General features: G+C 61.4%; 20 protein-coding genes, 1 tRNA gene and 2 pseudogenes. 16 read left to right on the top strand and 7 right to left on the bottom strand.

Translation table 11 applies throughout. The features are described 5' to 3' along the window. Positions 1 to 39: 39 nt before the first annotated feature. Together AQ611_RS12015 and AQ611_RS12020 are read right to left on the bottom strand one after the other, a co-directional pair. Positions 40 to 1,803 (bottom strand): fatty acyl-AMP ligase, encoded by a 1,764-nt coding sequence (locus tag AQ611_RS12015; RefSeq protein ID WP_069234648.1) that lies wholly within the window; start codon positions 1,801 to 1,803, stop codon positions 40 to 42. A gap of 6 nt (positions 1,804 to 1,809) precedes the next feature. Continuing rightward, on the bottom strand, positions 1,810 to 2,865 hold the full coding sequence (locus tag AQ611_RS12020) for an acyl-CoA desaturase (protein ID WP_197517117.1): 1,056 nt from the start codon (positions 2,863 to 2,865) through the stop codon (positions 1,810 to 1,812). A gap of 281 nt (positions 2,866 to 3,146) precedes the next feature. Here AQ611_RS12020 and AQ611_RS12025 point away from each other — a divergent pair, with 281 nt between their 5' ends. The 11 genes from AQ611_RS12025 to AQ611_RS12075 all read left to right on the top strand — a co-directional run bounded on the left by AQ611_RS12025 (position 3,147) and on the right by AQ611_RS12075 (position 13,690). Continuing rightward, positions 3,147 to 3,659, top strand: coding sequence for a GNAT family N-acetyltransferase (locus tag AQ611_RS12025; protein ID WP_059513744.1), 513 nt, complete (start codon positions 3,147 to 3,149; stop codon positions 3,657 to 3,659). 115 nt (positions 3,660 to 3,774) lie between these two features. Beyond that, positions 3,775 to 4,764: a TauD/TfdA family dioxygenase gene (locus AQ611_RS12030; protein WP_180978180.1), complete on the top strand. Its 990-nt coding sequence runs from the start codon at positions 3,775 to 3,777 to the stop codon at positions 4,762 to 4,764. A gap of 56 nt (positions 4,765 to 4,820) precedes the next feature. Beyond that, the gene (locus tag AQ611_RS12035) at positions 4,821 to 5,780 is read left to right on the top strand and encodes a C-terminal binding protein (RefSeq protein ID WP_069234650.1); all 960 of its coding nucleotides are present in this window, start codon (positions 4,821 to 4,823) and stop codon (positions 5,778 to 5,780) included. A gap of 45 nt (positions 5,781 to 5,825) precedes the next feature. After that, the gene (locus AQ611_RS12040) at positions 5,826 to 6,953 is read left to right on the top strand and encodes an aminotransferase class I/II-fold pyridoxal phosphate-dependent enzyme (RefSeq protein ID WP_069234651.1); all 1,128 of its coding nucleotides are present in this window, start codon (positions 5,826 to 5,828) and stop codon (positions 6,951 to 6,953) included. A 207-nt stretch (positions 6,954 to 7,160) separates the two neighbouring features. Beyond that, positions 7,161 to 8,129, top strand: coding sequence for a LysR substrate-binding domain-containing protein (locus AQ611_RS12045; RefSeq protein ID WP_059513756.1), 969 nt, complete (start codon positions 7,161 to 7,163; stop codon positions 8,127 to 8,129). A 239-nt stretch (positions 8,130 to 8,368) separates the two neighbouring features. After that, positions 8,369 to 9,199 carry an acyl-CoA desaturase gene (locus tag AQ611_RS12050; protein WP_197517118.1) on the top strand — a complete coding sequence of 277 codons (831 nt, stop codon included), beginning with the start codon at positions 8,369 to 8,371 and terminating at the stop codon, positions 9,197 to 9,199. Between the two features lie 62 nt (positions 9,200 to 9,261). Continuing rightward, positions 9,262 to 9,534: an acyl carrier protein gene (locus AQ611_RS12055; RefSeq protein ID WP_059513762.1), complete on the top strand. Its 273-nt coding sequence runs from the start codon at positions 9,262 to 9,264 to the stop codon at positions 9,532 to 9,534. 1 nt (position 9,535) lies between these two features. Then, positions 9,536 to 10,471, top strand: a complete 936-nt coding sequence (locus AQ611_RS12060) for an SAM-dependent methyltransferase (protein ID WP_069234654.1) — start codon at positions 9,536 to 9,538, stop codon at positions 10,469 to 10,471. 39 nt (positions 10,472 to 10,510) lie between these two features. Further along, on the top strand, positions 10,511 to 11,371 hold the full coding sequence (locus tag AQ611_RS12065; protein WP_083237308.1) for a thioesterase II family protein: 861 nt from the start codon (positions 10,511 to 10,513) through the stop codon (positions 11,369 to 11,371). Beyond that, positions 11,368 to 12,390, top strand: coding sequence for a zinc-dependent alcohol dehydrogenase (locus AQ611_RS12070; RefSeq protein ID WP_069234656.1), 1,023 nt, complete (start codon positions 11,368 to 11,370; stop codon positions 12,388 to 12,390). Before AQ611_RS12065 ends, AQ611_RS12070 begins: the two co-directional genes overlap by 4 nt. 37 nt (positions 12,391 to 12,427) lie before the next feature. Beyond that, positions 12,428 to 13,690, top strand: coding sequence for an APC family permease (locus tag AQ611_RS12075; RefSeq protein WP_059513774.1), 1,263 nt, complete (start codon positions 12,428 to 12,430; stop codon positions 13,688 to 13,690). Positions 13,691 to 13,871: 181 nt separating this feature from the next. Here AQ611_RS12075 and uvrA read toward each other — a convergent pair whose 3' ends face one another. Continuing rightward, complete coding sequence (uvrA, locus tag AQ611_RS12080; protein WP_069234657.1) at positions 13,872 to 19,781, bottom strand: excinuclease ABC subunit UvrA; 5,910 nt, start codon at positions 19,779 to 19,781, stop codon at positions 13,872 to 13,874. Positions 19,782 to 20,049: 268 nt separating this feature from the next. Next, a pseudogene (locus tag AQ611_RS26730) lies at positions 20,050 to 20,172 on the bottom strand (tape measure protein); the annotation flags it as partial. Positions 20,173 to 20,228: 56 nt separating this feature from the next. On the opposite strand from AQ611_RS26730, the gene AQ611_RS26140 reads away from it, so the two are divergent. From AQ611_RS26140 to AQ611_RS26345, 3 genes and pseudogenes are all read left to right on the top strand, one after another. Then, positions 20,229 to 20,378, top strand: coding sequence for a hypothetical protein (locus tag AQ611_RS26140; protein WP_180978184.1), 150 nt, complete (start codon positions 20,229 to 20,231; stop codon positions 20,376 to 20,378). Further along, positions 20,375 to 20,716, top strand: a complete 342-nt coding sequence (locus AQ611_RS25545) for a DNA-binding protein (protein ID WP_146011834.1) — start codon at positions 20,375 to 20,377, stop codon at positions 20,714 to 20,716. The genes AQ611_RS26140 and AQ611_RS25545 overlap by 4 nt, the downstream gene beginning before the upstream one ends. After that, positions 20,626 to 21,681: pseudogene (locus AQ611_RS26345) on the top strand (tyrosine-type recombinase/integrase). The gene AQ611_RS25545 and the pseudogene AQ611_RS26345 overlap by 91 nt, the downstream one beginning before the upstream one ends. Positions 21,682 to 21,691: 10 nt before the next feature. Here AQ611_RS26345 and AQ611_RS12090 read toward each other — a convergent pair. Both AQ611_RS12090 and AQ611_RS12095 read right to left on the bottom strand, forming a co-directional pair. After that, a tRNA-Arg gene (locus tag AQ611_RS12090) sits at positions 21,692 to 21,768 on the bottom strand. Positions 21,769 to 21,936: 168 nt separating this feature from the next. Continuing rightward, positions 21,937 to 22,767: an undecaprenyl-diphosphate phosphatase gene (locus AQ611_RS12095; protein WP_059513780.1), complete on the bottom strand. Its 831-nt coding sequence runs from the start codon at positions 22,765 to 22,767 to the stop codon at positions 21,937 to 21,939. A gap of 540 nt (positions 22,768 to 23,307) precedes the next feature. Here AQ611_RS12095 and AQ611_RS12100 point away from each other — a divergent pair. Then, positions 23,308 to 24,213 (top strand): aldose epimerase family protein, encoded by a 906-nt coding sequence (locus AQ611_RS12100; protein WP_069234658.1) that lies wholly within the window; start codon positions 23,308 to 23,310, stop codon positions 24,211 to 24,213. A 372-nt stretch (positions 24,214 to 24,585) separates the two neighbouring features. After that, the gene (locus tag AQ611_RS12105) at positions 24,586 to 25,278 is read left to right on the top strand and encodes a peptidoglycan DD-metalloendopeptidase family protein (RefSeq protein ID WP_059513786.1); all 693 of its coding nucleotides are present in this window, start codon (positions 24,586 to 24,588) and stop codon (positions 25,276 to 25,278) included. An 84-nt stretch (positions 25,279 to 25,362) separates the two neighbouring features. Here AQ611_RS12105 and AQ611_RS25550 read toward each other — a convergent pair whose 3' ends face one another. Further along, a complete protein-coding gene (locus AQ611_RS25550) occupies positions 25,363 to 25,509 on the bottom strand; it encodes a hypothetical protein (protein ID WP_156789223.1) in 147 nt (48 codons plus the stop codon). Positions 25,510 to 25,654: the final 145 nt, after the last annotated feature.

Here is a 25,654-nt window from a genome sequence, read left to right on the forward strand (position 1 = left end):
AGCGGCCATGGCAGGCGCAACCAGCCGGTCGCGCCTATTCTAATCGTCAATCTGAGAGTTCGTCAGCGTGCCGTTGACCCGCTCCAGCGCGCCGCTCAACCATAGTTCTTTCGTCAGCGCGCGTCGTATCTTACCGCTCGTGGTCTTCGGGATCGTGCCGGGACGAATCAACGCGATATCGTGTGCGAACAGTTCGTGCTGCTGAACCAGCGCCTGCCGGATATCGCCGATCAGCTCGTCGAAGTCGAGATTGTTGCGCCAAGTCCGTTCAACTTCCTGAACGACGACCAACACCTCCTGCTGATCAAGCATGACCGAAAACGCCGCGTTGCAATGCGTGCGGAGCGCGGGATGACTGCGCTCGACAGTCAGTTCGATATCCTGAGGATAGTGATTCACTCCGCGAATGATCACGAGATCCTTCAGTCGCCCCGTGATGTAAAGTTCGCCGGCGCTGTCGATGCAACCGAGGTCCCCGGTTCGCAACCATCTTCCGCGCGCTTCGCCGTGAATATGCGCATCGAACGTCTGCACGTTCGCGTCAGGCCGATTCCAGTAACCGCGGCTCACGTGCAGCCCTCTCACCCATATCTCGCCCGTGCGGTTCTGCTCAACGCGCGTGAAAGCAACTGGATCGATGATCGCGATCTCCTCTGCCCGCAGCACGCGCCCGCATCCGACCAGACGCTTCGTATCGTCAGCGCACGACGGCGGCAGAACGCGCCCATCGCTGAGCGCGGCCGCACTGACGGGCCGGGTGACGGCGCCGCTCCCCGGCATCCCGCCGCTGATCAGTAACGTCGCTTCGGCCATTCCGTAACACGGATACAGCGATTCACGCCGGAACCCGAATGGCTCGAACGCTTTGGCAAAGTTGTCGAGCGTATCCGCCCGCACCGGCTCTGCTCCGTTGAACGCTACGCGCCAGCATGACAAATCGATGCCGTCGAGCGCGTCCTTCTTGAGGCGCTCGACGCAAAGATCGAACGCGAAGTTGGGCGCGCCCGCGATCTGCGCCCGATAGCGATCGATCGCACGAATCCACGCCAGCGGCCGCTGCATGAATGCGACGGGCGCGAGCAACACACATAGCGCACCCGCATAGAGGGCCTGCAACACGTTGAGGATCAGCCCCATGTCGTGATACAACGGCACCCAGCTTACGTAGGTCGAGTAACGATCGTTGCGAAACGTCTCGAGAATCATTTGCAGGTTCGCCAGCAGATTGCCATGCGATACCTGAACGCCCTTGGGAGACGAAGTCGAGCCGGACGTATATTGCAGGAAGGCAAGCGATTCGCGTGTGATCGGCTGCAAGAATGAAACGGCACACGGCTCGGGCCTCTGCGCCGCACGAACCTCGTCCAGCTCGACTGTCATGACCGCCGGAGGACTGACCGCCGTATCCGTCAGCACTTGCGTGAGCGAAGCGGCAAGTTTTTCCGTACTGAGACACAGAGCCGGCGCGCAATCGAGCACGATGCTTCGGGTTGCGTCGCGCATGCGCGTCTGCTTGGGTGGCATGATCGGCACGGCAATCAATCCCGCCTTCAAGCACGCAAAAAAAGCGACGATGAATTCGAGCCCAGGGGGAAACGCCAGCAGCGCCCTTTCGCCCGACGGTGCGGCCCCCGCGAGCCGCACCGCCAATTTGCCGGCTAATGCATCGAGTTCCGCGAACGTCAGCGCCTGTTGTTCGGCCCCCGAATCGTCGACAAATACATACGCGCGGTCGGCCGGCTGATCGCGCGCCTTTTGAGCCAGCACATCGACCAGCGATGCATATCGTTGTTCGTCCGCCATCGCGCATCACCGATCGAGAGCGTCGGCCATGCGCGCATTCAAAACCGCCTTGCGTGCCTCGATCCGTTCGGGCTCGATACGCCGTACATCCCATACGAGCCCGCAAGCCTCCAGCGCGAGCACCACCCAATAGCCGAAATCGATCTCGTACCACTTCAGCCCGAAGCTCGCCGACGCCGGAAACGCATGATGATTGTTATGCCAGCCTTCACCCCAAGTCAGTATCGCGAGCAGCGGATTGTTGTGACTGCGGTTGTCCTGCATCTTGAACGGCCGCGAACCGAACAAATGCAATAGCGAATTCAGCGCCGACACCGACTGCTCGACGACGAACATCCGGACTACGCCGCCCCACAGAAATCCGGTCAACGCGCCAATCCAGCTGTGCGTCAGCCATCCGCCGAGCAACGCGGGTACGGCAAGACCTGCCACAATCCATAAGTGGTACATACGGTCGGCTTTAACGACAGGTTTGTCCGCGAGCAGATCGGGAACGTAATGAGCGACATTCGGATATTCATGTCGAATCATCCAGCCGACATGCGCATGCCACCAGCCGCGCAAGCGGCCGGTCAACGTCGTGCCATGCATGTTCGGCGAATGCATGTCGCCTTCGTGATCGGCCAATTCGTGGTGGCGGCGATGCATCGCCGTCCACGAGATCATCGGTCCGCGCGCGGCCATGCAACCAAGAATCGTGAAGATCACTCTGACGGGCGCGCTGGTCTTGAATGCCCGATGCGTAAACAAGCGGTGAAATCCGACCGTCAGCGCAAAACCCGTCAATGCCCACATCAGAAAAAACAGGCCGACATCGACCGCCGTGAGCGGTTGATAATAAAGCAGGCCAACCGCACACAAAGTTCCGACGAACGGCAACACATCGAACAACAGGAAATGCCGCCGTTGCAGCCGATGCAGATATGGACTGCTGATCGCCGTGCGGTCTCGTTTGCGACGCACCGGCGCCGGCTCATCCAACGCCTGCTCGCTTTTTCGGTAAGAGGCGGCCGAGCCGGCAAGCTCGGCCGAAGAATGAAGGTCGCTGGCAGGCGTCGACATGAACGGCTCCTTCTGAAATGGAAATCGAATCGAATAGCTCGATCACGCGGTCCGGCAATCGACCGCTCGGCCCTACCAAGGCTATCCAGCCGAGCGCCGTTCGACAATTGATCTTTTCGGCGCCATCGTTGTTCGACATGCAAGCGTCTTTCGCGCACGCCTGTTGGCTCGATCAACGTTGAAAAAAAATCAATCGTCAAATTTCAAAATGCAATTGTTCATCTCAAAACCAGCCCTTAACCTGAAGCTCCCGGCATCTTTCCCCGTTCGATGAGCCTCCTATGCGCGACGAAATCCAGCTTCGCGGACTCCGGCGAAATGACACCGCCAGCCTCGTCGAATTCATGTCGGGAAACAATTTCATCCACGGTTTGACCGTGCTTCCCTATATCAGCGAGTACGACGTGCAACGCCTCGTCGAGCCGAGCGATACCCGCCACTGGATCATCGCGGCGCTGAACGACCAAGCGATCGGCTACGTCTACCTGGAATGGGGCAAAGGAAGATGGCGCAATATCGCGATGCTGGCGATCGGCGTCGCGGACCAACACGTGAGAAAAGGTGCCGGCCGCAAGCTGCTGAATGCCGCGCTATGGCTAGGCTTTCGCTATCTCGATTTGCACAAGATCGAGCTGGTCGTCTATGCCGACAACGAACCGGCCATCCGTCTGTATGACAGCGTCGGATTCGTGCGGGAAGGCATGAAACGCAGGAACGCATTTAGAGATGGACATCATCCGGATGCGCTCGTCATGTCCATTCTGCAATCGGACTACGAAAGCAGCAGACGCTGACACGTCCCGTTGCCCGGCGCTCGGATCACCGGGCGAAGGCACGCTCACTTCTATCGAACGGAGGCGCAACTTGATTCGGTTCGAAGAAACGTTCGTCAATGAAGGAATGCTTCCGATGACGATACGGATCACGTCGGGACGCGACGCGGACATCGACAGCGTCGCTGCGTGGCTCGCCGAGCATCGTCCGTTGATCGATGCGCATCTGTCGGCACACGGCGCTGTGCTGCTGCGCGGATTCGACGCGCTCAACGGCGCCGAGCCGTTCAGCCGCGCGCTCGGTGCGCTCGCTGCCCACCTGATGGACTATATCGGCGGAACCGCGCCCCGGCATACCGTGCTTGGCAATATCCTGACCGCCACGGATCTGCCGCGCGAATACACGCTCGCACTGCATCAGGAAATGGCCTACACGGCCAATCCCCCCGATCGCGTCGCGTTCTTTTGCGACATCCCTCCAACCGAAGGCGGAGAAACGACGATAGCCGATGCGCGCGAGATCACGCGGCGGCTATCGCCCGATATCAGGGAACGGTTCGAGCGGCAAGGCCTGCGGGTAAGGCGCACGCTGCCGACGCCCGATATGCTACACCTGCGCCCCGGCATTCCGAAGGCGTGGCCGGCTGTCTTCGGAACACATGATCCTTCGGAGGTCGAGCGAATCGCCGACGACAAGGGTTGGGATATCCATTGGTTGCCCAACGGCTGCCTGCAGCTCTGGCAGGAAATGCTGCCCGCGTTCAAAACCCATCCGTTGACAGGCGAGCGCGTGTGGTTCAATCAGGCGCACTACCATACACCGGACTGCACGCTGAAGTGGGCGCAGCGCGATGGCCGCACCGACCATTGCGAACTGATACGAACGGCGATGGCCGATCATCCGGAGATGCTCGACAACGTTTTTCATCGCGACGGTTCGGCCGTCGCCCGCGACGATTCCGAGCACATCTGGGAAACGCTGATGGCAATGGAAGTGCCGCTGAAATGGCAAGCATCCGACCTGCTGCTGCTCGACAACGTTCTGGCGATGCACGGCCGGCTCGCTTATCGAGGTCAGCGCCGAATCCTGGCCGCACTGATCCGCGACACCGTCGTCACGCATTGAACCGCGCCCCTGCTTTCCAGTAGTGCCAAGCGGTTTCGCCAAGCTAGGAGTGCGACATGGGCAACGTATTGGTCATCGACGGTCCGCAATCCACCTATCTCGAAGGGCTGGATATCGAGCGCGACGTATTCGGCAGCGAACATACGGTCGAACTCTGCCGCGTGCGCGACGAGGCTGAAATAGACGGCCGCCTCGAGGAGGCGGACGTCGTCATCTCATGGCATCCGGTGCCGCTTGGCGCCAGCAGCTTCAGCCGTATGAAGCGTTGCCGCGGCGTCGTGCGCGCGGCAGTCGGCTACGACAATATCGACGTATCATTCGCGCGCAGCGTCGATATACCGGTTGCCAACGTTCCCGATTATGGCACCGAGGAAGTCGCCGATCACGCGATGGCAATGCTGCTCTACATCGTTCGCAATCTCGGCACGACGAATGCGACCGCCCGCGTTGCTTGGGACTGGCGCGACATCGGCCCCGTACCGCGCCTGCGCGGGCTGCATCTGGGCCTGGTCGGATTCGGCCGGATCGGAACCGCGTTGTCGATGCGCGCACGCGCATTCGGCATGATCTGCACCTTCTATGATCCGTGGCTCACGCCCGGCGTCGAAAAATCGCTCGGCGTCGAACGCGTCGACGATCTCGATACGCTGTTTTCCGGCTCCCAGATCATCTCCGTGCATACGCCAAGCAGCCCGGCGACACGCCGCCTGATCGGCGCAAAACAACTATCGCTGATGCCGCGCGACGGCATTCTAATCAATACGTCGCGCGGAGACGTCATCCGCCAGGAAGAGTTGATCGAGCATCTGCAGACCCATGCCGAATTCCGCGCGGGGCTTGACGTGCTATCCGGCGAGCCCGCCGTTCCCGCCGCGATAAGCGACAGCACGCAGGTGCTGTTGAGTGCGCATTCGGCGTTTTACTCCGATGCATCGTTGATGGAAATGCGCCGAAAATCCGCCCTGACCGCGAAGTGCTTTTACCGTGGCGAAGAAGTGCGGACCGTTGTGAATTGAGATAAGCCGAGCAACCTTCACGCAAGTCCTTTCACGAGACAGATCATGCGTCCACCACTCAACCGAATCGTCGCGAGTCTCGACAACCGGTCCCCCTTTTTAGGTGCAAAGGCGCTCGAGCGTCTACGAGGCCGCCCGTACCGCGCCCGGCTTGGTGCGAACGAATCGCTGTTCGGTGTCAGCGATTCCGTCAAGCAGGCGTGGGAGAAAAGTCTCGCGGAATGCGGCTACTACAACGACCCCACGCACTACGATCTGCGAACCGGCATCGCCGAAAGCTGGCAAATCGGCATCGACCATATTTCGGTAGCCGAAGGAATCGACAGTCTGCTCGAACTGCTATTCAGGGCCTGCATCGAACCCGGTGACTGCGTCGTCACCTCACTCGGCGCATATCCCACCTTCGATTACCATGCCGCCGGCTTCGGCGTCCGGCTGATCCGGCAACCGTATCTCCCGAATTACGTCAACGATCTCGACGGCATCCAAGCGCTCGCCTGGCGTCACCGTCCCAAGCTCGTTTATCTTGCCAATCCGGACAATCCGACTGGCTCCTTTTTCGACGCGAACGCACTGCTGAGCTGGATTGATCACATGCCCGGCGATTGCGTGGTCGTGCTCGACGAAGCGTATGCCGAATTCGCTCCTATTGAAAAGTTGCTGCCGCGCGCACTCGAGCGTCCCAATCTGGTTCGCCTACGCACGTTTTCCAAAGCTTACGGACTCGCGGGCGCAAGAGTCGGTTATTTGATCGGCGCCCCCGAGCTGATACAAGCGCTCGATTCGATTCGGCTGCATTTCGGCGTCGCCAAAGCATCGCAGGAAGCCGCGCTCGCTGCATATCGAGATGCGGTGTTCGTCGAACATGTCGTATCCGAGACGATTCAAGCTAATCGACATTATTATGAGATCGCGGCTCAACTCGGCGTTCCCGCACTATCTTCATCGGCTAATTTTGTCGCCTTCGATTTTGGTACGCCGGAAAATGCGCTTTACTTCGCGAACTGGCTCGAAAACCACGACATCTTTGTCAGACGGCCACCGGTTGATCATTTGAATCGACTGATCCGCGTAACGGCCGCGCCGCTGGAGACGCGCCGCTATTTTCAGGACGTGATCCTGGACGGCATGCGAAACCGCCCCGCTGCTCACGCACTCAAGCAAAGCTCCTGAAAGAGCGTCCTGGTTCAGCAAAGGTTTAATACGGCCAATTAACGCTGCCAAAATTCATTTTTCTTTTTTTTGATGCCGTAACTTGCTACGCTGTAACAGCCAACCCCGATCTCAGTCGCGAGGCGCAATCCTTAAGGTTTGCTGACGAATTTCGGGAAACCGCCATAACTGGCATGCGTTTAAGAAGTAGATTGCGAGAATCCGGCCATGGCTCGCCTTCCCCCTTTCAAATCGATCGAAGCCTTTGTCGTGGCTGCCCAGTCGCTCAGTTTCACGACGACGGCCTCCGTCCTGCACATCACCGTGCCCGCCGTCAGCAGACGAATTCAAGCGCTCGAAGTCGAACTCGGTATTTCGCTATTCCAGCGTGAACACCGCTCGCTCGAATTGACCGAGGCCGGGCGCGAATATGCACAGCGCCTGACCCCTGCGATCGAGGCGATACGCGTGGCCTGCGAAGGGGTGCGCGTCGCCCCTCGCAAGAGCAGCCTCCGGATCAGCGTGCGCCCGGCATTTGCGATTTCGTGGCTATTTCCGAGGCTGCATAGGTTTGCCGAGCGCCATGGCAACATCGGCTTGGAATTCGAAACGTCCACGCAAGAACTCGATGCTGTCAGCGACAATTTCGACATTGCGATCCGGCTCGGCGACGGCCAATGGAGTTCGCTCGAAGCCACGCCGTTGATGAATGTCGCGATGTTCCCAGTATGCAGCATGCAATATGCATACAAGCATCTGCATGCGCGAAGCCCGATCGACATTTTGTCCGGGAAATTGCTTTGCTGCCGGCATCTGGACGGCATTTGGTCCAGTTGGGCAGAAGCGTTCGGCATTGTCGAACACGATGACGACGCCCGCGAATCGACACTCTTTCTGCACGATCTCTCGCTCGTCTACGAGGCCGCCACGAACGGGCTCGGCATCGCGCCCGGCTTCGATGTCCTGATCGATCCATATATCAGAAACGGAAAGCTGATCCGCTTGACGGAACGGCCCTTCATTCCCGATTGCAAATTCTACGCACTGGTTCGCCCCAAGGATCGCGATCGGATACAAGTCCAGACCTTTATTCACTGGCTGCTCGATGAAGCGCGTGCGCTCAATCGCGACTCCATTGCATTCGAATTAACCGATCTCTCACAAAACTCAATTGTTGCGAGCCCAAGCGCGCGCTAATCTGCTCGAACCGAGATGTGTCGCCTCATTCGATAAATTTCGGCATCCAAAATTTTTGTCGAGAATTTCATGGTCGATTGGAGCACGTCATGTCATTAGTCATCGATGAGACTTTCAAGGAATCACATGCTGTTCCCGGACGCCGGCTGGCCATCGACGCGCCCTTTCTCCACCGCTTGCAACGCCGGCATTTCATCTTGTTCGACGTTCTTCCGTTATTCGGCACGATAGCAGCCATTGTGCTCGCTTTTTATCAGCCGATTACCTGGGTCGATATCGCGTTGTTCATGGTCATGTGGCTTTTGACCGGGCTCGGCATTTCTGCGGGCTATCACCGGCTCTTCACGCACCGTTCGTACAAGACCGTGACCGCGGTGCGCGTCGCCTTGGCGATCTTCGGTTGCATGGCCGGGCAAGGCGCCGTGATTTCGTGGGTAGCCATGCACCGCCGGCATCACGAGCGCGCCGATCGCGACGGCGATATGCATTCGCCGAACCTGCACGGCACATCGGTCATGCAGCGCATCCGCGGATTCATTCATGCGCACTACACGTGGATGATCAAGCACGAATATCCGAATGTCGCGCATTACACGCCCGATTTGCTGCGCGACCGCGCAATCGTCAAGACCGGCCGGCTCTACAGCTGGTGGATTCTGTTGGGCCTGGCGATTCCGGCCGCTATCGGCGGCCTCGTCACGCAAAGCCGGTATGGCGCGCTCACCGGCCTGATGTGGGGCGGCGTCGTGCGCATGTTCGTCGTCGGCCACTCGATGTGGGCGCTCAATTCGGTGCTGCACACCATAGGCGCGCGCCCCTACCGGTTACGCGAAAATCCGAACGACAACAGCCGCAACAACTGGGTACTGGGTCTGCTCGCCTGGGGAGAAGGCTGGCACAACAACCACCATGCGTTCCCGTTCTCCGCATCGTTCGGCCTTGCCTGGTATCGCGCCGATATTGCGTACTGGTTCATCGCGACGCTCAAGGCGCTCGGCCTCGCATGGGACGTCAAGCTGCCGACGCCGGAAAGCATGGCAAAGCGAACCGCCGAAGCGATTCAAACCTGATCTACGCCGCTTCATCCGAAAGTCGCATCCTCACCCGTCCTATCGACACGGAGGCTTCAACTATGACAACGCCCGTACTCAACGATGCATCGTCGATCGAAACATGGTGTGTCGACTTCATCTCGAACACGCTCAATTTATCGAAATCGAAAATCGATCCGACTGTCGCGGTCGATCGATTCGGGCTCGATTCCGCCACCGCCGTGTCGCTGATCATGGAGCTGGAAGAGACGCTGAACGTTGAACTCGCCCCCGAGTTGCTGTTCGAATACCCGACGCTGCGTTCGCTCTCCCAACATCTGGCATCGCGCCTTTCCTCCAAACAGGTGGCCTGACATGAATGCAATCAGCTTACGCGATCGCGAAGGCGAAAAATATGGCGGCTCGCCCGAAGGCATCCGCCACCATTACGACATCGGCAACGACTATTGGCGGCTGATGCTGGGCCCGACTTTTACCTATTCGGCCGCGCTTTTCTCCCAGCCCGACGAGGATATCGACACGGCCCAGAATCGCAAGATCGATTGGCACCTCGTCAGCTCCGGCGCGCACGAGGCTCGCTCCGTGCTCGAAGTCGGATGCGGATGGGGCACGATCCTTCGGCGCTTGTCGAACATGCCGCATATCGAAAGGGTCGTGGGTCTGACGCTAAGCGATGCGCAAGCCGATTACCTTCGCTCGCTCGAATTGCCGAAAGTGAGCGTGCGCGTCGAAAACTGGGCGGTTCACGAACCGCCCGAGCCCTATGATTCGATCATCTCGATCGGCGCATTCGAGCACTTCGCCAAACATGAGGAAACCGAATCGGAAAAACTGAGCGTCTACCGTGATTTCTTCGAGCGCTGCCGCCGCTGGCTCACACCGAACGGGCGAATGTCACTGCAAACCATCGCATACGGCAATATGAAACGCGAAGAAGCGAGCGACTTCATGAATACGGAAATTTATCCGGACTCCGATCTTCCGTATCTGAACGAAATCGTCAAAGCCGTCGACGGTCTGTTCGAAATCGTTACCGTGCGCAACGATCGGCTCGATTACGCGAGAAGCTACGACGCATGGGCCGCCAATCTGCGCCGGGACCGCGACAAGGCGGTCGCCATGGTTGGCGAAGAGCAGGTGCGGACTTTCGAGCGTTTCTTCAAGCTGGGCTCCGTCGGTTTCCGGATGGGAAAACTCAACCTGTTGCGCTTCACGCTGCGCCCGATCACCGATTCTTGGACGGTGACCGGCAGCGAAATCTGGGGGCCTGCCCGTCTCAAGCTGGCTTGAGCTTGCCCGCAACGCCATGCGCGAACCGGGCATCGGAGCATGGCGTTGCGCACTTCTTTCGGGACGGATGCCATGAGCGAATCGTCGCCGTCGCTACGGCACGCGCCCTCCGAGGGCATTGCGCGCGTGCGCCTGCTGTGCTTTGCGCATGCCGGCGCCGGTGCATCGTCATTCAACGGTTGGCCCCAATATCTGCGTCCCGACATACATCTCGTCAAAGCCCAACTTCCGGGACGAGAGGACAACAACGCGACACCGCCCTTCACCGAGATCGAGCCGTTGATCGCGCATCTGCTGCCGCAGCTCGACACCCTGCTTGATCGCCCCCTCGCCATCTATGGGCACAGCATGGGCGCGCTTGTCGCATTCGAGATCACGCGCGCGCTGCGCCGCCATCGCAACGTGCAACCGGTGGCGCTATTCGTTTCCGGACGCCGCGCGCCGCACAAGCCGCTTCGTCATCCGTTCCTTCACCGGCTCTGCGATGCCGACCTGGTTGCGCACCTTCGAAACATGGGCGGCACATCGACCGACCTGCTGGATAAACCCAAGTGGCGAGACCGGTTTCTGCCGACGATGCGTGCCGATCTCCAGCTATCGGACATCTACGACTACCGCGACGAACCCAGGCTTGCATGCCCGCTCTATGCATTCCTCGGCGAAGAGGATCACGAAATGTATCGTGAGGACTGGGAATCCTGGATCGATCAGGCCGCCGGCCATTTCGAGCGCGCGCTGCTTCCGGGGGGGCATATTTTTTCGCTTCCGGTGCAAGCATTGCTCGTCGCGCGCATCGCGGAAATCCTGGATTCGCTGCCGTTGCGCGTCGACAAGCCGCCCACGATACCAACGTCCGACGGAGCCATTCGCGCGTTGGACAACGTGAGCATGACACCATGAACCATCTGATGAGAGCCGCCGTTGCCGAACAATTCAATCAGCCTCTGACAATCTGCGATGTTCCGATTCCGACGCCAGCCCCGGATCAGGTGCTCGTCAGGCTGGCCGCAAGCGGTGTGTGCCACACCGATATCCATGCCGTTCGCGCGGAATGGCCGCTCAAACCCCGCTTGCCGCTGATTCCAGGGCACGAAGCCGTCGGCTTTGTTTCGGCGTGCGGAGAAAACGTCAAGCATCTGCGCGAAGGCGACCGAGTCGGCGTCTTCTGGCTGAACAGCGCCTGCGGCATTTGCGAATTCTGCACCAGCAAACGCGAGACGCTCTGCCTGAAGCAGAAAAATACCGGCTACTCTCTGAACGGCACATTCGCCGAATACTGCGTCGTTTCGGGCGATTACGCCGTGCCGCTACCGCAAGGCGACCCGTACAAACTGGCGCCGATCATGTGCGCCGGTGTGACGACTTATAAAGGAATCAAGGAAACCGGCGTCAAGCCAGGAGAATGGATCGCCATTTCCGGTGTCGGCGGTATCGGACATCTTGCCGTTCAATACGCGAAAGCATTAGGACTTCAAGTCGTGGCGCTGGATATCGACGACGACCGCCTGCGCCTTGCGACTCAGCTCGGCGCAGACATCGTCGTCAATGCGCAAACCGAATTTCCCGTCAGCCGGGTGACGCGCGTGACGGGCGGCGTGCATGGCGCGCTCATTACCGCCGTGTCGCCGAAAGCCTTCGAACAGGGCCTCGGCATGTTGCGCCGGGGCGGCACGTGCGTATTGGTGGGAATTCCTCCGGGCAGCTTTGCGCTGTCGATCTTCGATACCGTTGTGAAAGGATTGACAACACGCGGCTCGATTATCGGCAGCCGCCAGGATTTAAAAGAAGCACTCGAATTCGTTTCGTCGGGATCTGTATCGGCACAAATCGAGGTGCGTCCTTTGGATAAGGTGAATCAAGCAATTGATGATATTCTTCAACGGCAAATAAGAGGGCGGATCGTGCTAGATCTTAACTAGCGCCGGCCACGGCGCAAACGTTCGAGAGGGCTGTTCGATGACGACACTGCGCCGACAAATTTCGCTCTCGAGCGGGATCGCGCTCGCGGTAGGCATGGTAATCGGCTCCGGCCTGTTCGGATTGCCCGGCCTTGCGCTTCAAATCAGTTCCCCCCAAACCGCGGCGTGGGGATGGTTGATCTGCACACTGGCGTGCGTACCCTTGATCTGGATTTTCGCGGTTCTGGGCGCGCGCTTCGCATCCGCCGCCGGTATTTCACGCTATGTAGAGGCCGCACTTGGTCAACGCGCCGAATATGGGGTCACGGCCGTGCTTTGCGGCACGTTTCCGCTTTCCGTACCGGCACTGGCGATGATCGGCGGCAGTTACGCGCTCACCGCGTTCGGTATCGAACCGGAAAAGCTTCTCGTCGTGTCGGCGCTGTTCCTGCTGAGCGCCGTGCTATTCAATCTGAGCGGAGTGCGGACCACCACGCTGATCAACAAGGTATCGCTGCTGCTGATCGTCGCGACCGTCCTTATCCTTGCCGCGCTGCGCCTGCCCGATCTGATTACCGGAGGCCGGCTGTGGACAGCCCCCGATTTCACCGCGATACGTCCGGCGTCGCTCTGGAAAGTGACGGTATTGATTTTCTGGGCCTATCTGGGCTGGGAAAACATGTCGTTCGGCCTGGAGGAATTCAAGAATCCGAATAAAACGATCAAGCAGGTTTATTTCCTGAGCTTCGTGACCGTCGTCGCGCTCTACTTCGCGCTTGCCGCAACGATGAACGGCGCATCGATTCATGACTCGAACGTCAATGTCACGCAAGGCATCGCTCACCTCGTGCCTGCTCAATGGCGGCAGCTTTTCTCGATCGCGACACTCGTCATCATTCTGGCAAACGCGAACGCGTGGGTATTTGGCGCGAGCCGCCTGTTCTATTCGGCGGGCCGCAACGGCCTGCTGCCCGACATATTCGGCAAACTGGACCGCCGCGGCATACCGCGCAATGCGCTCCTGCTGCTCGCCGGCTGCTTCGCGGCCGTGCTGCTCGCATCGGCGATCTTCCACCTCAAGATCGAGGATCTCGTGTTGATCGCCAACCAGAATTTCCTCGTGCTCTATGTCGCATGCCTCTATTGCTTCTGGAAAATAGAGACGGGCCCCAGCCGCTGGCCGCTGATGGTGCTCGGCTCGGCATCATGCGCCTTCCTGCTCGCTGGCTTCAGTTACAGGATGCTGTATCCGATCGCGCTGCTCATCGCCGGCATGCTGTATCAGCAATACCGCGCGAAACGTCCGGGCCTGTCGGTTTGAGCAATGCCGATCACTGTCTCGCGTCAGCGAATCGACGGACGTTTCGCCGCGCAGGCACAAGCTGAACGCGCGCCGGTAAACCAACGATACGCAAGCACGATATGCAGGCACTGGCCCGCAAGTTTCTCGTCACACCCCAATGCCCAACTCTGCACTGGGGTGCTCGTCAAAAGCGCGTCGTTCAGCCGAAGTCTGCCTCCTCCCGCCGCACCTGTTCGCCTCGGTCCACGCCGCCGCGCGCCAACACAGGCTTGAGCGCGCGCCCCGTATGGCTCGCGCTCACCTTCACGAGCCCCTCCGGATGCGCCGCCGCCACGACTGAACCGCCCCCGACGCCGCCCTCCGGGCCGAGGTCGATCACCCAATCCGCTTCCGCGATCACGTCGAGGTCATGCTCGATCACGACGACACTATGTCCCGCATCCACGAGCCGGTGCAGCACGTGAATCAGCTTCGCGACATCCGCCATGTGCAGCCCCACGGTCGGCTCGTCGAGCACGTAAAGCGTATGCGGTGCCTTCTGGCCGCGCCGCGTGATGTCGTCGCGCACCTTGCTGAGTTCGGTAACGAGCTTGATGCGTTGCGCCTCGCCGCCGGACAAGGTCGGCGAAGGCTGGCCGAGCGTCAGGTAGCCCAGGCCGACGTCCTTCATCAGTTGCAACGGATGCGCGATGTTCGAAATCGCCGCGAAAAACTCCACCGCTTCGTCAATCTCCATCGTCAGCACGTCGCCGATGTTCCTGCCGCGCCACGTGACCGCCAGCGTCTGCGGATCGAAGCGCTGCCCGTGACACACATCGCACGGCACCTTCACGTCGGGCAGGAAACTCATGCCGATCGTGCGCACGCCTTGCCCTTCGCATGCCGGGCACCGTCCTTCTCCGGTGTTGAACGAGAAGCGCGACGCCGTATAGCCGCGGGCGCGCGCCTCCAGCGTATCCGCGAACAACCTGCGGATGGCGTCCCAGACGCCGATATAGGTCGCCGGGCATGAGCGCGGCGTTTTGCCGATCGGTGTCTGATCGACTTCGAGCACACGGTCGATGGCCTCCCAGCCGCTGATCGACTCGCAGCCCTGCCATACATGCGTGATATTGAGCGACGGCTTCGGCGCGCTGCGCGCCAGCACGCTCGCGCGGCGCCCCGCCGTCTGCGACGCGCGCGGCGTGTCGCGCTGCGCGGCGTTGCGCGCGCGGCGGGTGGCCGGCGACGACAGCACCGATCGGCCCACCGCATCGAGCAGGTTGGTCATCAGCACGTCGCGCGCGAGCGTCGACTTGCCCGACCCGCTCACGCCCGTCACCGCGACAAGCCTTGCCAGCGGAATGTCGACCGTGACGTCGCGCAGGTTATGCAGTTTGCCGCCGTGCACCGTCAGCCAATTCTGCGGCACCGCCGCGCCGTTCCTCGCGCCCGGCGGATTCACGTTGCGGCGCGGCTGCAGCGGGTGCGCGATCGGTTGTGCGAGAAAGCGCCCCGTCACGGATTCGGGCTGCGCGGACAAGTCCGCCACCCCGCCCTGCGCAACCAGTCTGCCGCCGCGCTTGCCGGCGCTCGGGCCAATATCGATGATGTGATCCGCGCGGCGGATCGTGTCTTCGTCATGTTCGACGACGACGAGCGTATTGCCCTTATCGCCAAGTTTGCGCAACGCATTCAGCAGAATCTGGTTGTCGCGAGGATGCAGGCCGATCGTCGGCTCGTCGAGCACGTAGCACACCCCTTGCAGATTGCTGCCGAGTTGCGCCGCGAGCCGGATGCGCTGCGCTTCGCCGCCGGATAGGCTCGGCGCCGCGCGATCGAGGCTGAGATAGCCGAGCCCGACTTCCTCGAGAAACGCAAGACGGCTGCCGATCTCGCTGACGATATCGCGTGCGATCTGCGCATCGCGGCCGGTAAGTTGCAAGCCGCCGATCCAGCGGCGCGTATCCGACACGGTCCATTGCGCGACGTCGACGATCGGATGGCCATCGAAGGTCACCGCGCGCGCGAACGGATTCAAACGCGTGCCGCCGCAATCCGGACACGGCTCGTCGCCGACGCCTTCCGGTTCCTGCTCGTCCGAAGGCAGCGTCTGCTCGCGGCCTCGACCGTCCTCGGCAAACACCGTGTCGTCATAGGCGGCGCGCTGCTCGCGCGTGAGCGCGAGGCCCGTGCCCACGCAGGTCGTACACCAGCCATGCTTGCTGTTGTACGAGAACATCCGCGGGTCCAGCTCCGGATAGCTCGTGCCGCACACCGGGCACGCACGTTTGATCGACAGCACTTCGAGCGTGCCGATCCGCGCACTCGACTGACCATGAGCCAACGCCTGTTGCAAGCCGTCGAGCGGCGCAAGCAGATGCATCACGCCCTTGCCCAGTTCGAGCGTCTCGTTCAAACGCTGCCGCAGCTCATCCTCGCGATCCGGCGACACGACGAGGTCGGCCACCGGCAACTCGATCGTATGCTCGCGGAAACGATCGAGCTTCGGCCACGAATCGACGCTCACGAACTCGCCGTCGACGCGCAGATGCGTGTTGCCGCGCGCCTTCGCCCACTTCGCGAGATCCGTATAAACGCCCTTGCGGTTGACGACGAGCGGCGCGAGCAACCCGACATGCTCGCCGCGATGATCGCGCAACAATTGCGCGGCGATCGATTCGACGCTTTGCGACGTCACCGGCGTGCCGTCATGAATGCAGTGCTGAAGGCCGAGCTTCACATACAACAGCCGCAGGAAGTGCCACACTTCGGACGTCGTCGCAACCGTACTCTTGCGGCCGCCGCGCGACAGCCGCTGCTCGATCGCGACGGTCGGCGCAATGCCGTACACCGCGTCGACTTCCGGACGCCCCGCCGGCTGCACGATCGAGCGCGCGTAAGCGTTCAACGATTCGAGGTAGCGGCGCTGGCCTTCGTGAAAAAGAATGTCGAATGCGAGCGTCGATTTGCCCGAACCGGATACGCCGGTGATCACGTTGAACCTGCCGTGCGGAATATCGACGTCGAGCGCCTTCAGATTGTGCTCGCGCGCGTTGACGATCCGCACGACGTCCTCGCCTTCGACCGCGCGCCGCGCACGCGCCGCACGCCACGCAGCCTGCAGTGGCACGCCCGCGTCGGCGGGTTGCGCTTGAGCGCCGATCGCGCGCTCGTACTGCAACAGCGCCGCGCCGGTATGCGAGATAGCGCATGCTTTGACTTCATCGGGCGTGCCCACGCACAGCACGAGGCCGCCGCCATCGCCGCCCTCCGGGCCGAGATCGATCAGCCAGTCGGCCGCACGGATCACATCGAGATTGTGTTCGATCACGATCAGCGAATGCCCCAGCGCAAGCAGCTTGCCGAACGCCTGCACCAGCTTCGCGATATCGTCGAAATGCAGCCCCGTGGTCGGTTCGTCGAACATGAACAGACGGGCGTCGCGCGCCTGCTTCGCCGCGGCACCGCGGGCGCTGCCGGCCTTCGCGGATTCCGCGAGAAAGCCCGCGAGCTTCAACCGTTGCGCTTCGCCGCCCGACAAAGTCGGCACCGGCTGGCCGAGCTTCACGTATTCGAGCCCAACGTCGACGATCGGTTGCAGCACGCGCAACACCTCCGCGTCAGCGGCAAAGCACGCCGCCGCCTCGCTGACAGTCAGATCGAGCACGTCGGCAATACTGAGCGCGCGGCCGCCGCGCTCGATGCGCACCTCGAGAATCTCAGCGCGGTAGCGCCGGCCGTCGCAGTCCGGGCAACGCAAATAGACGTCGCTCAGGAACTGCATTTCGATGTGCTCGAAGCCGCTGCCGCCGCAGGTCGGGCAGCGGCCGTCGCCCGAGTTGAAGCTGAACGTGCCGGCGCCATAGCCGCGCTGCAACGCGAGCGGCGCCTTCGCGAACAGCTTGCGAATCTCGTCGAACGCGCCGACATAGCTTGCCGGGTTCGAGCGCGTGGTCTTGCCGATCGGCGATTGATCGACAAACACCACATCGCTTACCTGCTCCGCGCCCGTCAAGCGGCGGTACGCGCCCGGCGACTCGGTCGCGCGGCCCAAATGCCGCGCCATCGCCGGATAGAGCACGTCCTGCAACAGCGTCGATTTGCCGGAACCCGACACGCCCGTCACACAGACAAAGCGCTGCAACGGAATCTCGAGCGTGACGTCGCGCAGATTATGTTCGCTCGCGCCTTCGAGCACGATGCGCGGCGTGTGCGCATCCACCGCGCGGCGCAACCAGCTTGACGTATCGGCCACGTGCTTGCGGCCACCGAGATACTCGCCCGTCAGCGTGCGGGCCGAGCGGATCGCGCTGGGCGCACCGTCGTAGACGATCGTGCCGCCGCGCTCGCCCGGCCCCGGTCCCATGTCGATCAAGCGGTCGGCCGCGAGCATCACCGACGGGTCATGTTCGACGACGACGAGCGTATTGCCCGCATCGCGCAAGCGCTGCATCGCCTCGACAATCCGGTTCAGATCGCGCGGATGCAGCCCGATGCTCGGCTCGTCAAGCACGAACAGCGTCTTCGTGAGCGAGGTGCCGAGCGCCGTCGTCAGATTGATCCGCTGCACCTCGCCGCCCGACAGCGTGCGGCTCTGCCTATCGAGCGTCAAATAACCCAGCCCCACATCGCACAAATACTTCAGCCGTGTGCGCACTTCGGCGAGCAGCAGCTTCAACGCATCGTCGAGCAGCGTGCTCGGCAAAGTGATGGCATCGAAGAAACGGCGGATGCGCTCGATCGGCAACAGCATCAGATCGTGCACCGTCAGGCCCGGCAGCGCTTCGAGTTGCGCACGGGTCCAGTCGACACCGCGCGGCATGAAACGCTTCGCGCCCGCGAGCACCGCGTCGGCGTTCTCCTTCGTGCCGAGCCGCCAGAGCAGCGACTCTGTCTTCAGGCGCGCGCCGCCGCATACTTCGCATGGCGTGTAGCTGCGATATTTCGACAGCAGCACGCGGATATGCATCTTGTACGCTTTCGATTCGAGATAGCCGAAGAAGCGCTTGACGCCATACCACTGGCTCTGCCACTTGCCGCTCCAGTCGGGTGACCCGTTGATCACCCAATCGCGCTCGGCAGGCGTCAGCTCGGCCCACGGCGTATCGCGCCGGATGTTCGCCTTCGCCGCATAGCGCATCAAATCGTCCTGGCATTCCTTCCAGGCCGGCGTCTGCATCGGCTTGATCGCGCCGCCGCGCAACGTTTTGCGCCCGTCGGGAATCACCAGGCCGAGATCGACGCCGATCACGCGGCCAAAGCCGCGGCACGCTTCGCACGCGCCGTAGGCCGAGTTGAACGAGAACAGTGCCGGCTGCGGCTCCGCATAGCGCAAGTCGCTGTCCGGATGATGGAGGCCGGTGGAAAAACGCCACACCTCGGGCGCCGGCGCCGCATCGTCCGGATTGTCAGACGGCTGCGCGAGCACATAGACGTTCACCCGCCCGCCACCGCGCTTCAGCGACGCTTCGATCGCCTCGATGGCACGCACCTTGTCCACCTGATGCAGACGGAAGCGATCGGCCACCACGTCGAGCACCTTGCGCGGGCCGGTGGGCGACGCGACTTCACGCTGGGCCTGCACCCGCGTATAACCGCTTGCCGACAGCCATTGCTCGACTTCGTCGGCAGTCACCGTTTCCGGCAATTCGACCGGAAACGTGACCACCAGCCGCGGGTCCCGATCCGCCGTGCGCGCGACGAGGTCCGCATAGATAGTCTGCGGCGTATCGTGCCGCACCGGCTGCGCGGTCTTGCGGTCGAACAATTCGGCAGCGCGGGCGTAAAGGAGCTTCAAGTGATCGTTGAGTTCGGTCATCGTGCCGACGGTCGAACGCGAGCTGCGCACCGGATTGGTCTGATCGATTGCAATCGCGGGCGGCACGCCGTCAACGCGGTCCACCTGCGGCCGGTCCATCCGGTCGAGAAACTGCCGCGCATACGCGCTAAAAGTCTCGACATAGCGTCGCTGACCTTCCGCGTACAAGGTATCGAACACCAGACTCGATTTGCCCGAACCCGACGGGCCGGTGACGACCGTCATCTCGCCGGTGCGCAGGTCGAGATCGATATTCTTGAGGTTGTGCTGACGCGCTCCACGAATGCGAATCAGATTATTAGCTGACAATTTGCCTGCCCGTCTGAATGAGTTGATCGGCGTCCACCGCGCCGGAAAGCCGCAAGACGCCTGAAGGAATAGCGTGCGCGCCGAAATGGAACACCGGCGCGGTCAATTTCGACGTACACTATACTGTACATTCATACAGCTTTCCATCTCGGCATTCAGACACTGAGCCGGTACGGCGCTATTTCGTATCCGGTTGCCGCGCCAGCGGCGCGCGCCGCTGGCGCATCCCATACCCAACGGCAACACAATCGGGAATGGAATGCCGAGGATCGGCAACGCCCGGCAGTTCTTCGAGCACGCTGCGCAAATCTTGCCCGCGCAACTGGCCAGCGGCGAATGCCTGACCAAGTTGGATAATCCCGAGTCGCGCCGTGTCTGCCGAGACGCCTGCGCGTCGAGCGCCTGCAGGAGATCTGCGAGTCCGACGCCGAAGCCGAGGGCATCGACTTGCTGCGCAGCGTTCCGGATGCCGACGAAACGCTCGACGCACGCGGCCTGTTCCGCTGCCTGTGGGACGGCATCAACGAGGCGCGCGGCTACGGCTGGGACGTCAACCCGTGGGCCTGGGTTCTCGAATTCAGGAGGATCGGAGGATGAGCGAACACGACGAGACCGCACTCACCCTTCAGCAAGTCGCAGAACGCATGCAGCTGTCGTACAGCACCGTGTTCGCGATGCGCAAGCAAATCGGGTTTCGCCTGCCGGGTTCCCGGGTTTGGCGTGTCTGGCCGTCGCAGCTTGCCGGACTAACAGAAAAACGCAACAATCTGACCCGGCTATCGCTGCGGGTCGGTGGAGAAAATGGATGTCAATCCGCAGACGTAAAGGCTCCGGGGTCTGGTTTATCGACCTCCGCACGCCAAGCGGCGAAAGAATTCGCCGCTCTGCTGAAACAACGGACAGGCGGGCAGCGCAGGAATACCACGACCGGCTGAAGGCCGATCTGTAGCGGCAAGACAAGCTGGGCGAGGTGCCAGATCGTATTTTCGAAGAAGCGGCGATGCGGTTTCTGAAGCTGTGCGAGGGACAGCGCGACTACGCCGGGAAGCTGCGGCACGTCACGTACTGGGGAGAGCAATTTGCTGGGCGCTCGATCCGGACCATCACGGCAGATGAGATCTTCGATGCGCTGCCAACGCATCGGTTGATCAAGAGCAAACCGGCGCGGCCGCTTGAGCCTGGCACGCGTAACCGCTACGTCAACACCATACGGCGCATGCTGAACCTGTGCGTTGAGTGGGAATGGTTGGACCGTGTGCCGAAGCTTCAGCGGTTCGAAGAGCCTGATGTACGTGTGCGGTGGGAGCCACCTGAGGTGATCATGAAGATGATCAACGCGTTGCGCCTACCGTGGATGCGCGACGCCGCGATCGTCGCCGTGGCAACCGGCATGCGCGAGTCTGAGTTGTTCGGCTTGAGAGTTTCGCAGGTTGATCTCGCGCAATGCAATGCATGGATCACACACGCCGAAGCGAAGTCGAAGCGAGCGCGATCAGTGCCGCTCAACCAGGACGCGATGAGCGTGCTCGAGCGGCGCATGCAGACGGCGACGGATCTCGTCTTCACGCGGGAGTACACGCGCGGCGACGGACCACCGAAGCTTATCCGACAGATTGACAAGCGAGATTTCGCGCGCGCGTGTCAAGCCGCCGGGATGGTGGATTTCAACTGGCACGACCTCAGGCACACGTGGGCGAGCTGGCACGTACAGCGGGGAACACCGCTGATGGTGCTAAAAGAGTTGGGCGGATGGGAGACGATCGCTATGGTGCAGAAGTACGCGCACCTTGCGCCCAGCCACCTGGCGCAGCACGCCGGGACGGTCACGTTTTGGGCACAGTTGGGTGTCGAGCAACAAAAAACGCCGCTGTCGGAAGCGGCGCAATCCCTTGCTGCATAAGGCTTTTAGCTGGCCCGCCCTACACGATTCGAACGTGTGACCTACGGCTTAGAAGGCCGTTGCTCTATCCAACTGAGCTAAGGGCGGTCGGAGAACGACAACGCAGTTGAAATCGAAGTCGCCAGAAGAAACAACAAGAAGCGCGCGGCGCGAGAACAAAAACCCTCTATCCAGACGCATCTCGGGCCCGGTAAAACCGAGCCCGAAATTATACCCGATCGCCACGACAATCGGGGCCACCCTGTTACGGGTGCATTAAACCGGTTGCGGATGGAACAGGAACCAGCCAAGACAGAACAACCCGGCCAGCACGCAATAAAGACCAAATGCGGCAAGCCGCCCGCGCCCTTCGAAGTAGCGCATCAGGAACCGCACGCTCAGATAAGCGGCGATCGCCGTCAACACGCCGCCCAACAGCGCGTCGGCAAGCTGGCCGGGCGCATGAAGCAGCTTCGGCAGTTCGAGCACGCCGGCCGCGAAGATGATCGGCGTGCCAAGCAGGAAAGAGAATTCCGCCGCCTTCTCCGCCGTCAGCCCCGCCAGATTGCCGGCGATCATCGTGAGGCCGCTGCGGGAAAAACCCGGAATCAGCGCTCCCACCTGCGCTAGGCCAACGAAAAATGCTTGCTTAAACGTCAGTTTTTCGGGCGGGCGATGTACGCTCGCCCGCTGCACCCGATCGCCAATCCACAGCAAGATGCCGTTGACGATCAGCGCAATCGCGACAATCCGCAGATCGTGGAACACCCGCTCGATGCGCTTCTCAAGCAGCAATCCGACGAGCCCTGCCGGAATCGTGCCGATGATGAGCGCCCACATCATATGGCCATCGTCGTTCTTGCGCCCATTGAGCGAAGCGAAAAAACCGGCGATCAGCGCAAGCCAGCGGTCACGGAAATACCAGAGAAGCGCAAATGCGGTGCCCAAATGCAGCGCAACGAGAAATGGCAGCAGCTGTGGCGCATGCTTGTCGATATGCATGCCGAAGATGGCGGGCACGAGCAATGTGTGCCCGAGGCTGCTGACAGGAAAGAGTTCGGTTACGCCCTGCAGGACGCTCAGAAATACCAGAAACCAAAGGCTCACGCGTCGGTCCTTTTATCGGAGAGATTAAGCGAGGAAAACCGGCGGAAACGGCGTAGCATGCACTCGACGCCGCACCACCCCAGAAAACCGCGCCCCGATTATGCCGAGCGTGAATGACTGCGCCAAGGCGTTTGGCGCAAATCAGGCATCCAGCCAACAGCCGGATACATTCTCACATGATTTGAAAGCACCTCGAAAGCACATATCAATCAAAGTGACTGCTTCCAGGCACAAAAACGGTCAAATCAACGGCCGACTTTGTAGAAGAACAGCACCGTGCTGCCGGTGAACATCCCGAAAAGCGTGAGAGCCATCGCAGTTGCCAGATCCATAGTGAGTTCTCCAAGGTAAATCTTGATACGGCACGATATAAAGATGACCGGTTGACGTCATTGTCCTTACGGATGACGTTCTTTGACATTCTCGATTTCCCGTACATCGCCTCCCGTCATCCGCCGTACCGACAGCTCGCCCAACAACCCCGCACGATCCGCTATTCTTAGTAATCCAACCCCCAATAAAGCGTCAACGCGCGTCATCATGCCCACTTTCCAGAATCAACCCATTCTTGAACTTGCCGACGGCGCATCGCTCGCGCGCATCGCGCCTCAGGCAGGCGGACGGCTCCTGTCTTGGAGCGTCGACGGCGAAAGCGTCGTGTTCTGGCCCGAATCGGCAGATTGGTCGCGCCCCGCCAAGGTCCGCGGCGGCAATCCGCTGCTGTTCCCGTTTCTCGGCCGCCATCGGGCAGACGGCCAGATAGGCCGGTGGCGCGACCGCGACGGCATCGTGCGCGATCTGCCGATGCACGGCTTCGCTCGCGACCTGCCGTTCAGCGCGCATCCCGATGCCGACGGCCACGGCGTGACGCTGACGCTCGAAAGCAGCAGCGCCACGCGCGACGGTTATCCGTTCGAATTCCGTTTCGAGGCAAGCTACCGGCTCGCCGATGCGCACACGCTGGACGTCGCCTTGACGACGTCCAATCTGGGTCAAACGCCGCTGCCGTACTACGCAGGCCACCATTTCTACTTTGCGCTGCCGCATGGCGAACGCGCGTCGACGACACTCGCGCTGCCGCCCGCACAGATTCGCCGTCAGCTCGACGACGGCTCGATCAGCCCGCCCGAGCCCGGCGCGCCGCTTTATACGCTGGACGATTCGAGCATCATCGACCGCTTTCACTGCGTCGAGCCCGATCGCGCGCCCGTCCAGCCGGTTCGCATCGCGATGCCCGGCCGTCACACGATCGAGATCGATCTGAACCGGCCCGGCTCGGTGCCGTGGTACGCCGTCACGACATGGACCGAAGCGCCGGAATCGGACTTCTACTGCGTCGAGCCGTGGCTCGGCCTGCCGGACGCGATCCACAACGGTCTTGGTCTTCGCACCGTCGCGCCCGGCGCGACCGAAACCGCGGCGTTGCGTATCCGCGTCACGCGTTGAGTTGACACGGCGCATATTGCGCCGTCCGGGCGCGTCATTCGCATCAGGCCGCCCGCGGGGCATGCGCCCTGCTCACAACGATCGGCGGCGGCACACCTGCCAAGCAGCGAACAGCGTGCATCGATCGAAGAGCCACCCGCCACGCTCGCGGTATGGGACGCCCCGCTGGCGCCGCGCCCCTGCTCGCCCATACGCGCCCGCCCCCGCGCCCTCGCAAGTGCGTCTCTCCACTCGACCCATGCAAACCCCCGTGGCCGTATGTCAGCGCCCGCGCATATCGAACGCAAAGCCGCGTACCCGTTGCCGAACCCGTTAAAATCAGATGTTTTTGTCCCTGCTGTCGCGCCGTCGCGGCAGTGCTTGCGAGGTTCAATGTTGGTGAAAACAACGAGACGGCTCGTCGTCGCATCGCTTGCCGTGCTGCTTGCCGCTTGCGGTTCTGCCCCTGTCGGCCCCGGTTTCTATCGGGTCGAGCGCGGCGACACGCTGAATAAAATCGCGCGTTCGAACGGGCAATCGGTCGCGAACATCGTCCGCTGGAATCAGATTTCGAATCCGGACGCGATAGAAGTCGGCCAAGTGCTGCGTGTTGCGCCGCCATCGGGCGCCGCGTCGAAGGCCGCTACAGGCGGCACGGCCCGAAGTTCGGGCCGCACGGCATCGGCTTCGTCATCTGCGTCAGCGGTCAAGCCCCCATCGAGCATCTCGCTCGTCTGGCCCGCGGCTGGCAACGTGGTTCGCTCATTCGACGGCTCGCAGTCCAAAGGCATCGACATCGCGAACACGGCGGGCACGCCGGTTGTCGCGGCAGCGGCCGGCACGGTCGTGTATGCGGGCAACGGGCTGCGCGGCTACGGCAACCTGCTGATCATCAAACACAATGCGGATTTTCTGACATCCTACGCGCACAACCGCACACTGCTCGCGAAGGAAGGAGAAACGGTCGCGCAAGGGCAAAAGATCGCGGAGATGGGCGATACCGACAACAACCGCGTCGCGCTGCATTTCGAGCTGCGCTACAGCGGCCGTCCGGTGGATCCGGCGCGCTATCTGCCATCGCGCTGACGCGCCCGCATGCGCATACATGCAACGCCGCGCGCGGCAACGGCCGCCGCGTGCGCCGGCCGGATGAAGGCGATCGAAAAAAGCTCAGCGTTTGCGCAACCGGCCGGAAAGCGGATCGACACGGCAAGCAAACGCCACCAGCGCGCCAATCCCGACTACGCTGAGCCCCGTAGCTATCAGAATCAGGTCCATGATCGTATCTATTGTTGGTAAGTCGATCATACGCAGCATTTATGGTTTTCGCATGAAGGTGTTTCCCCAGTAACGGCGCGAAAGATGGCGCCTGATCCATCGTTTCGTTGTCCTGTGCACTGACATGGCGCACAGTCCGCGCAATCGGAAATCCACGATGCCGCCCGTGCCGGCCGCCATGCCG

This window comes from Burkholderia singularis, from assembly GCF_001718875.1.
GTDB classification, from domain to species: Bacteria; Pseudomonadota; Gammaproteobacteria; order Burkholderiales; family Burkholderiaceae; genus Burkholderia; species Burkholderia singularis.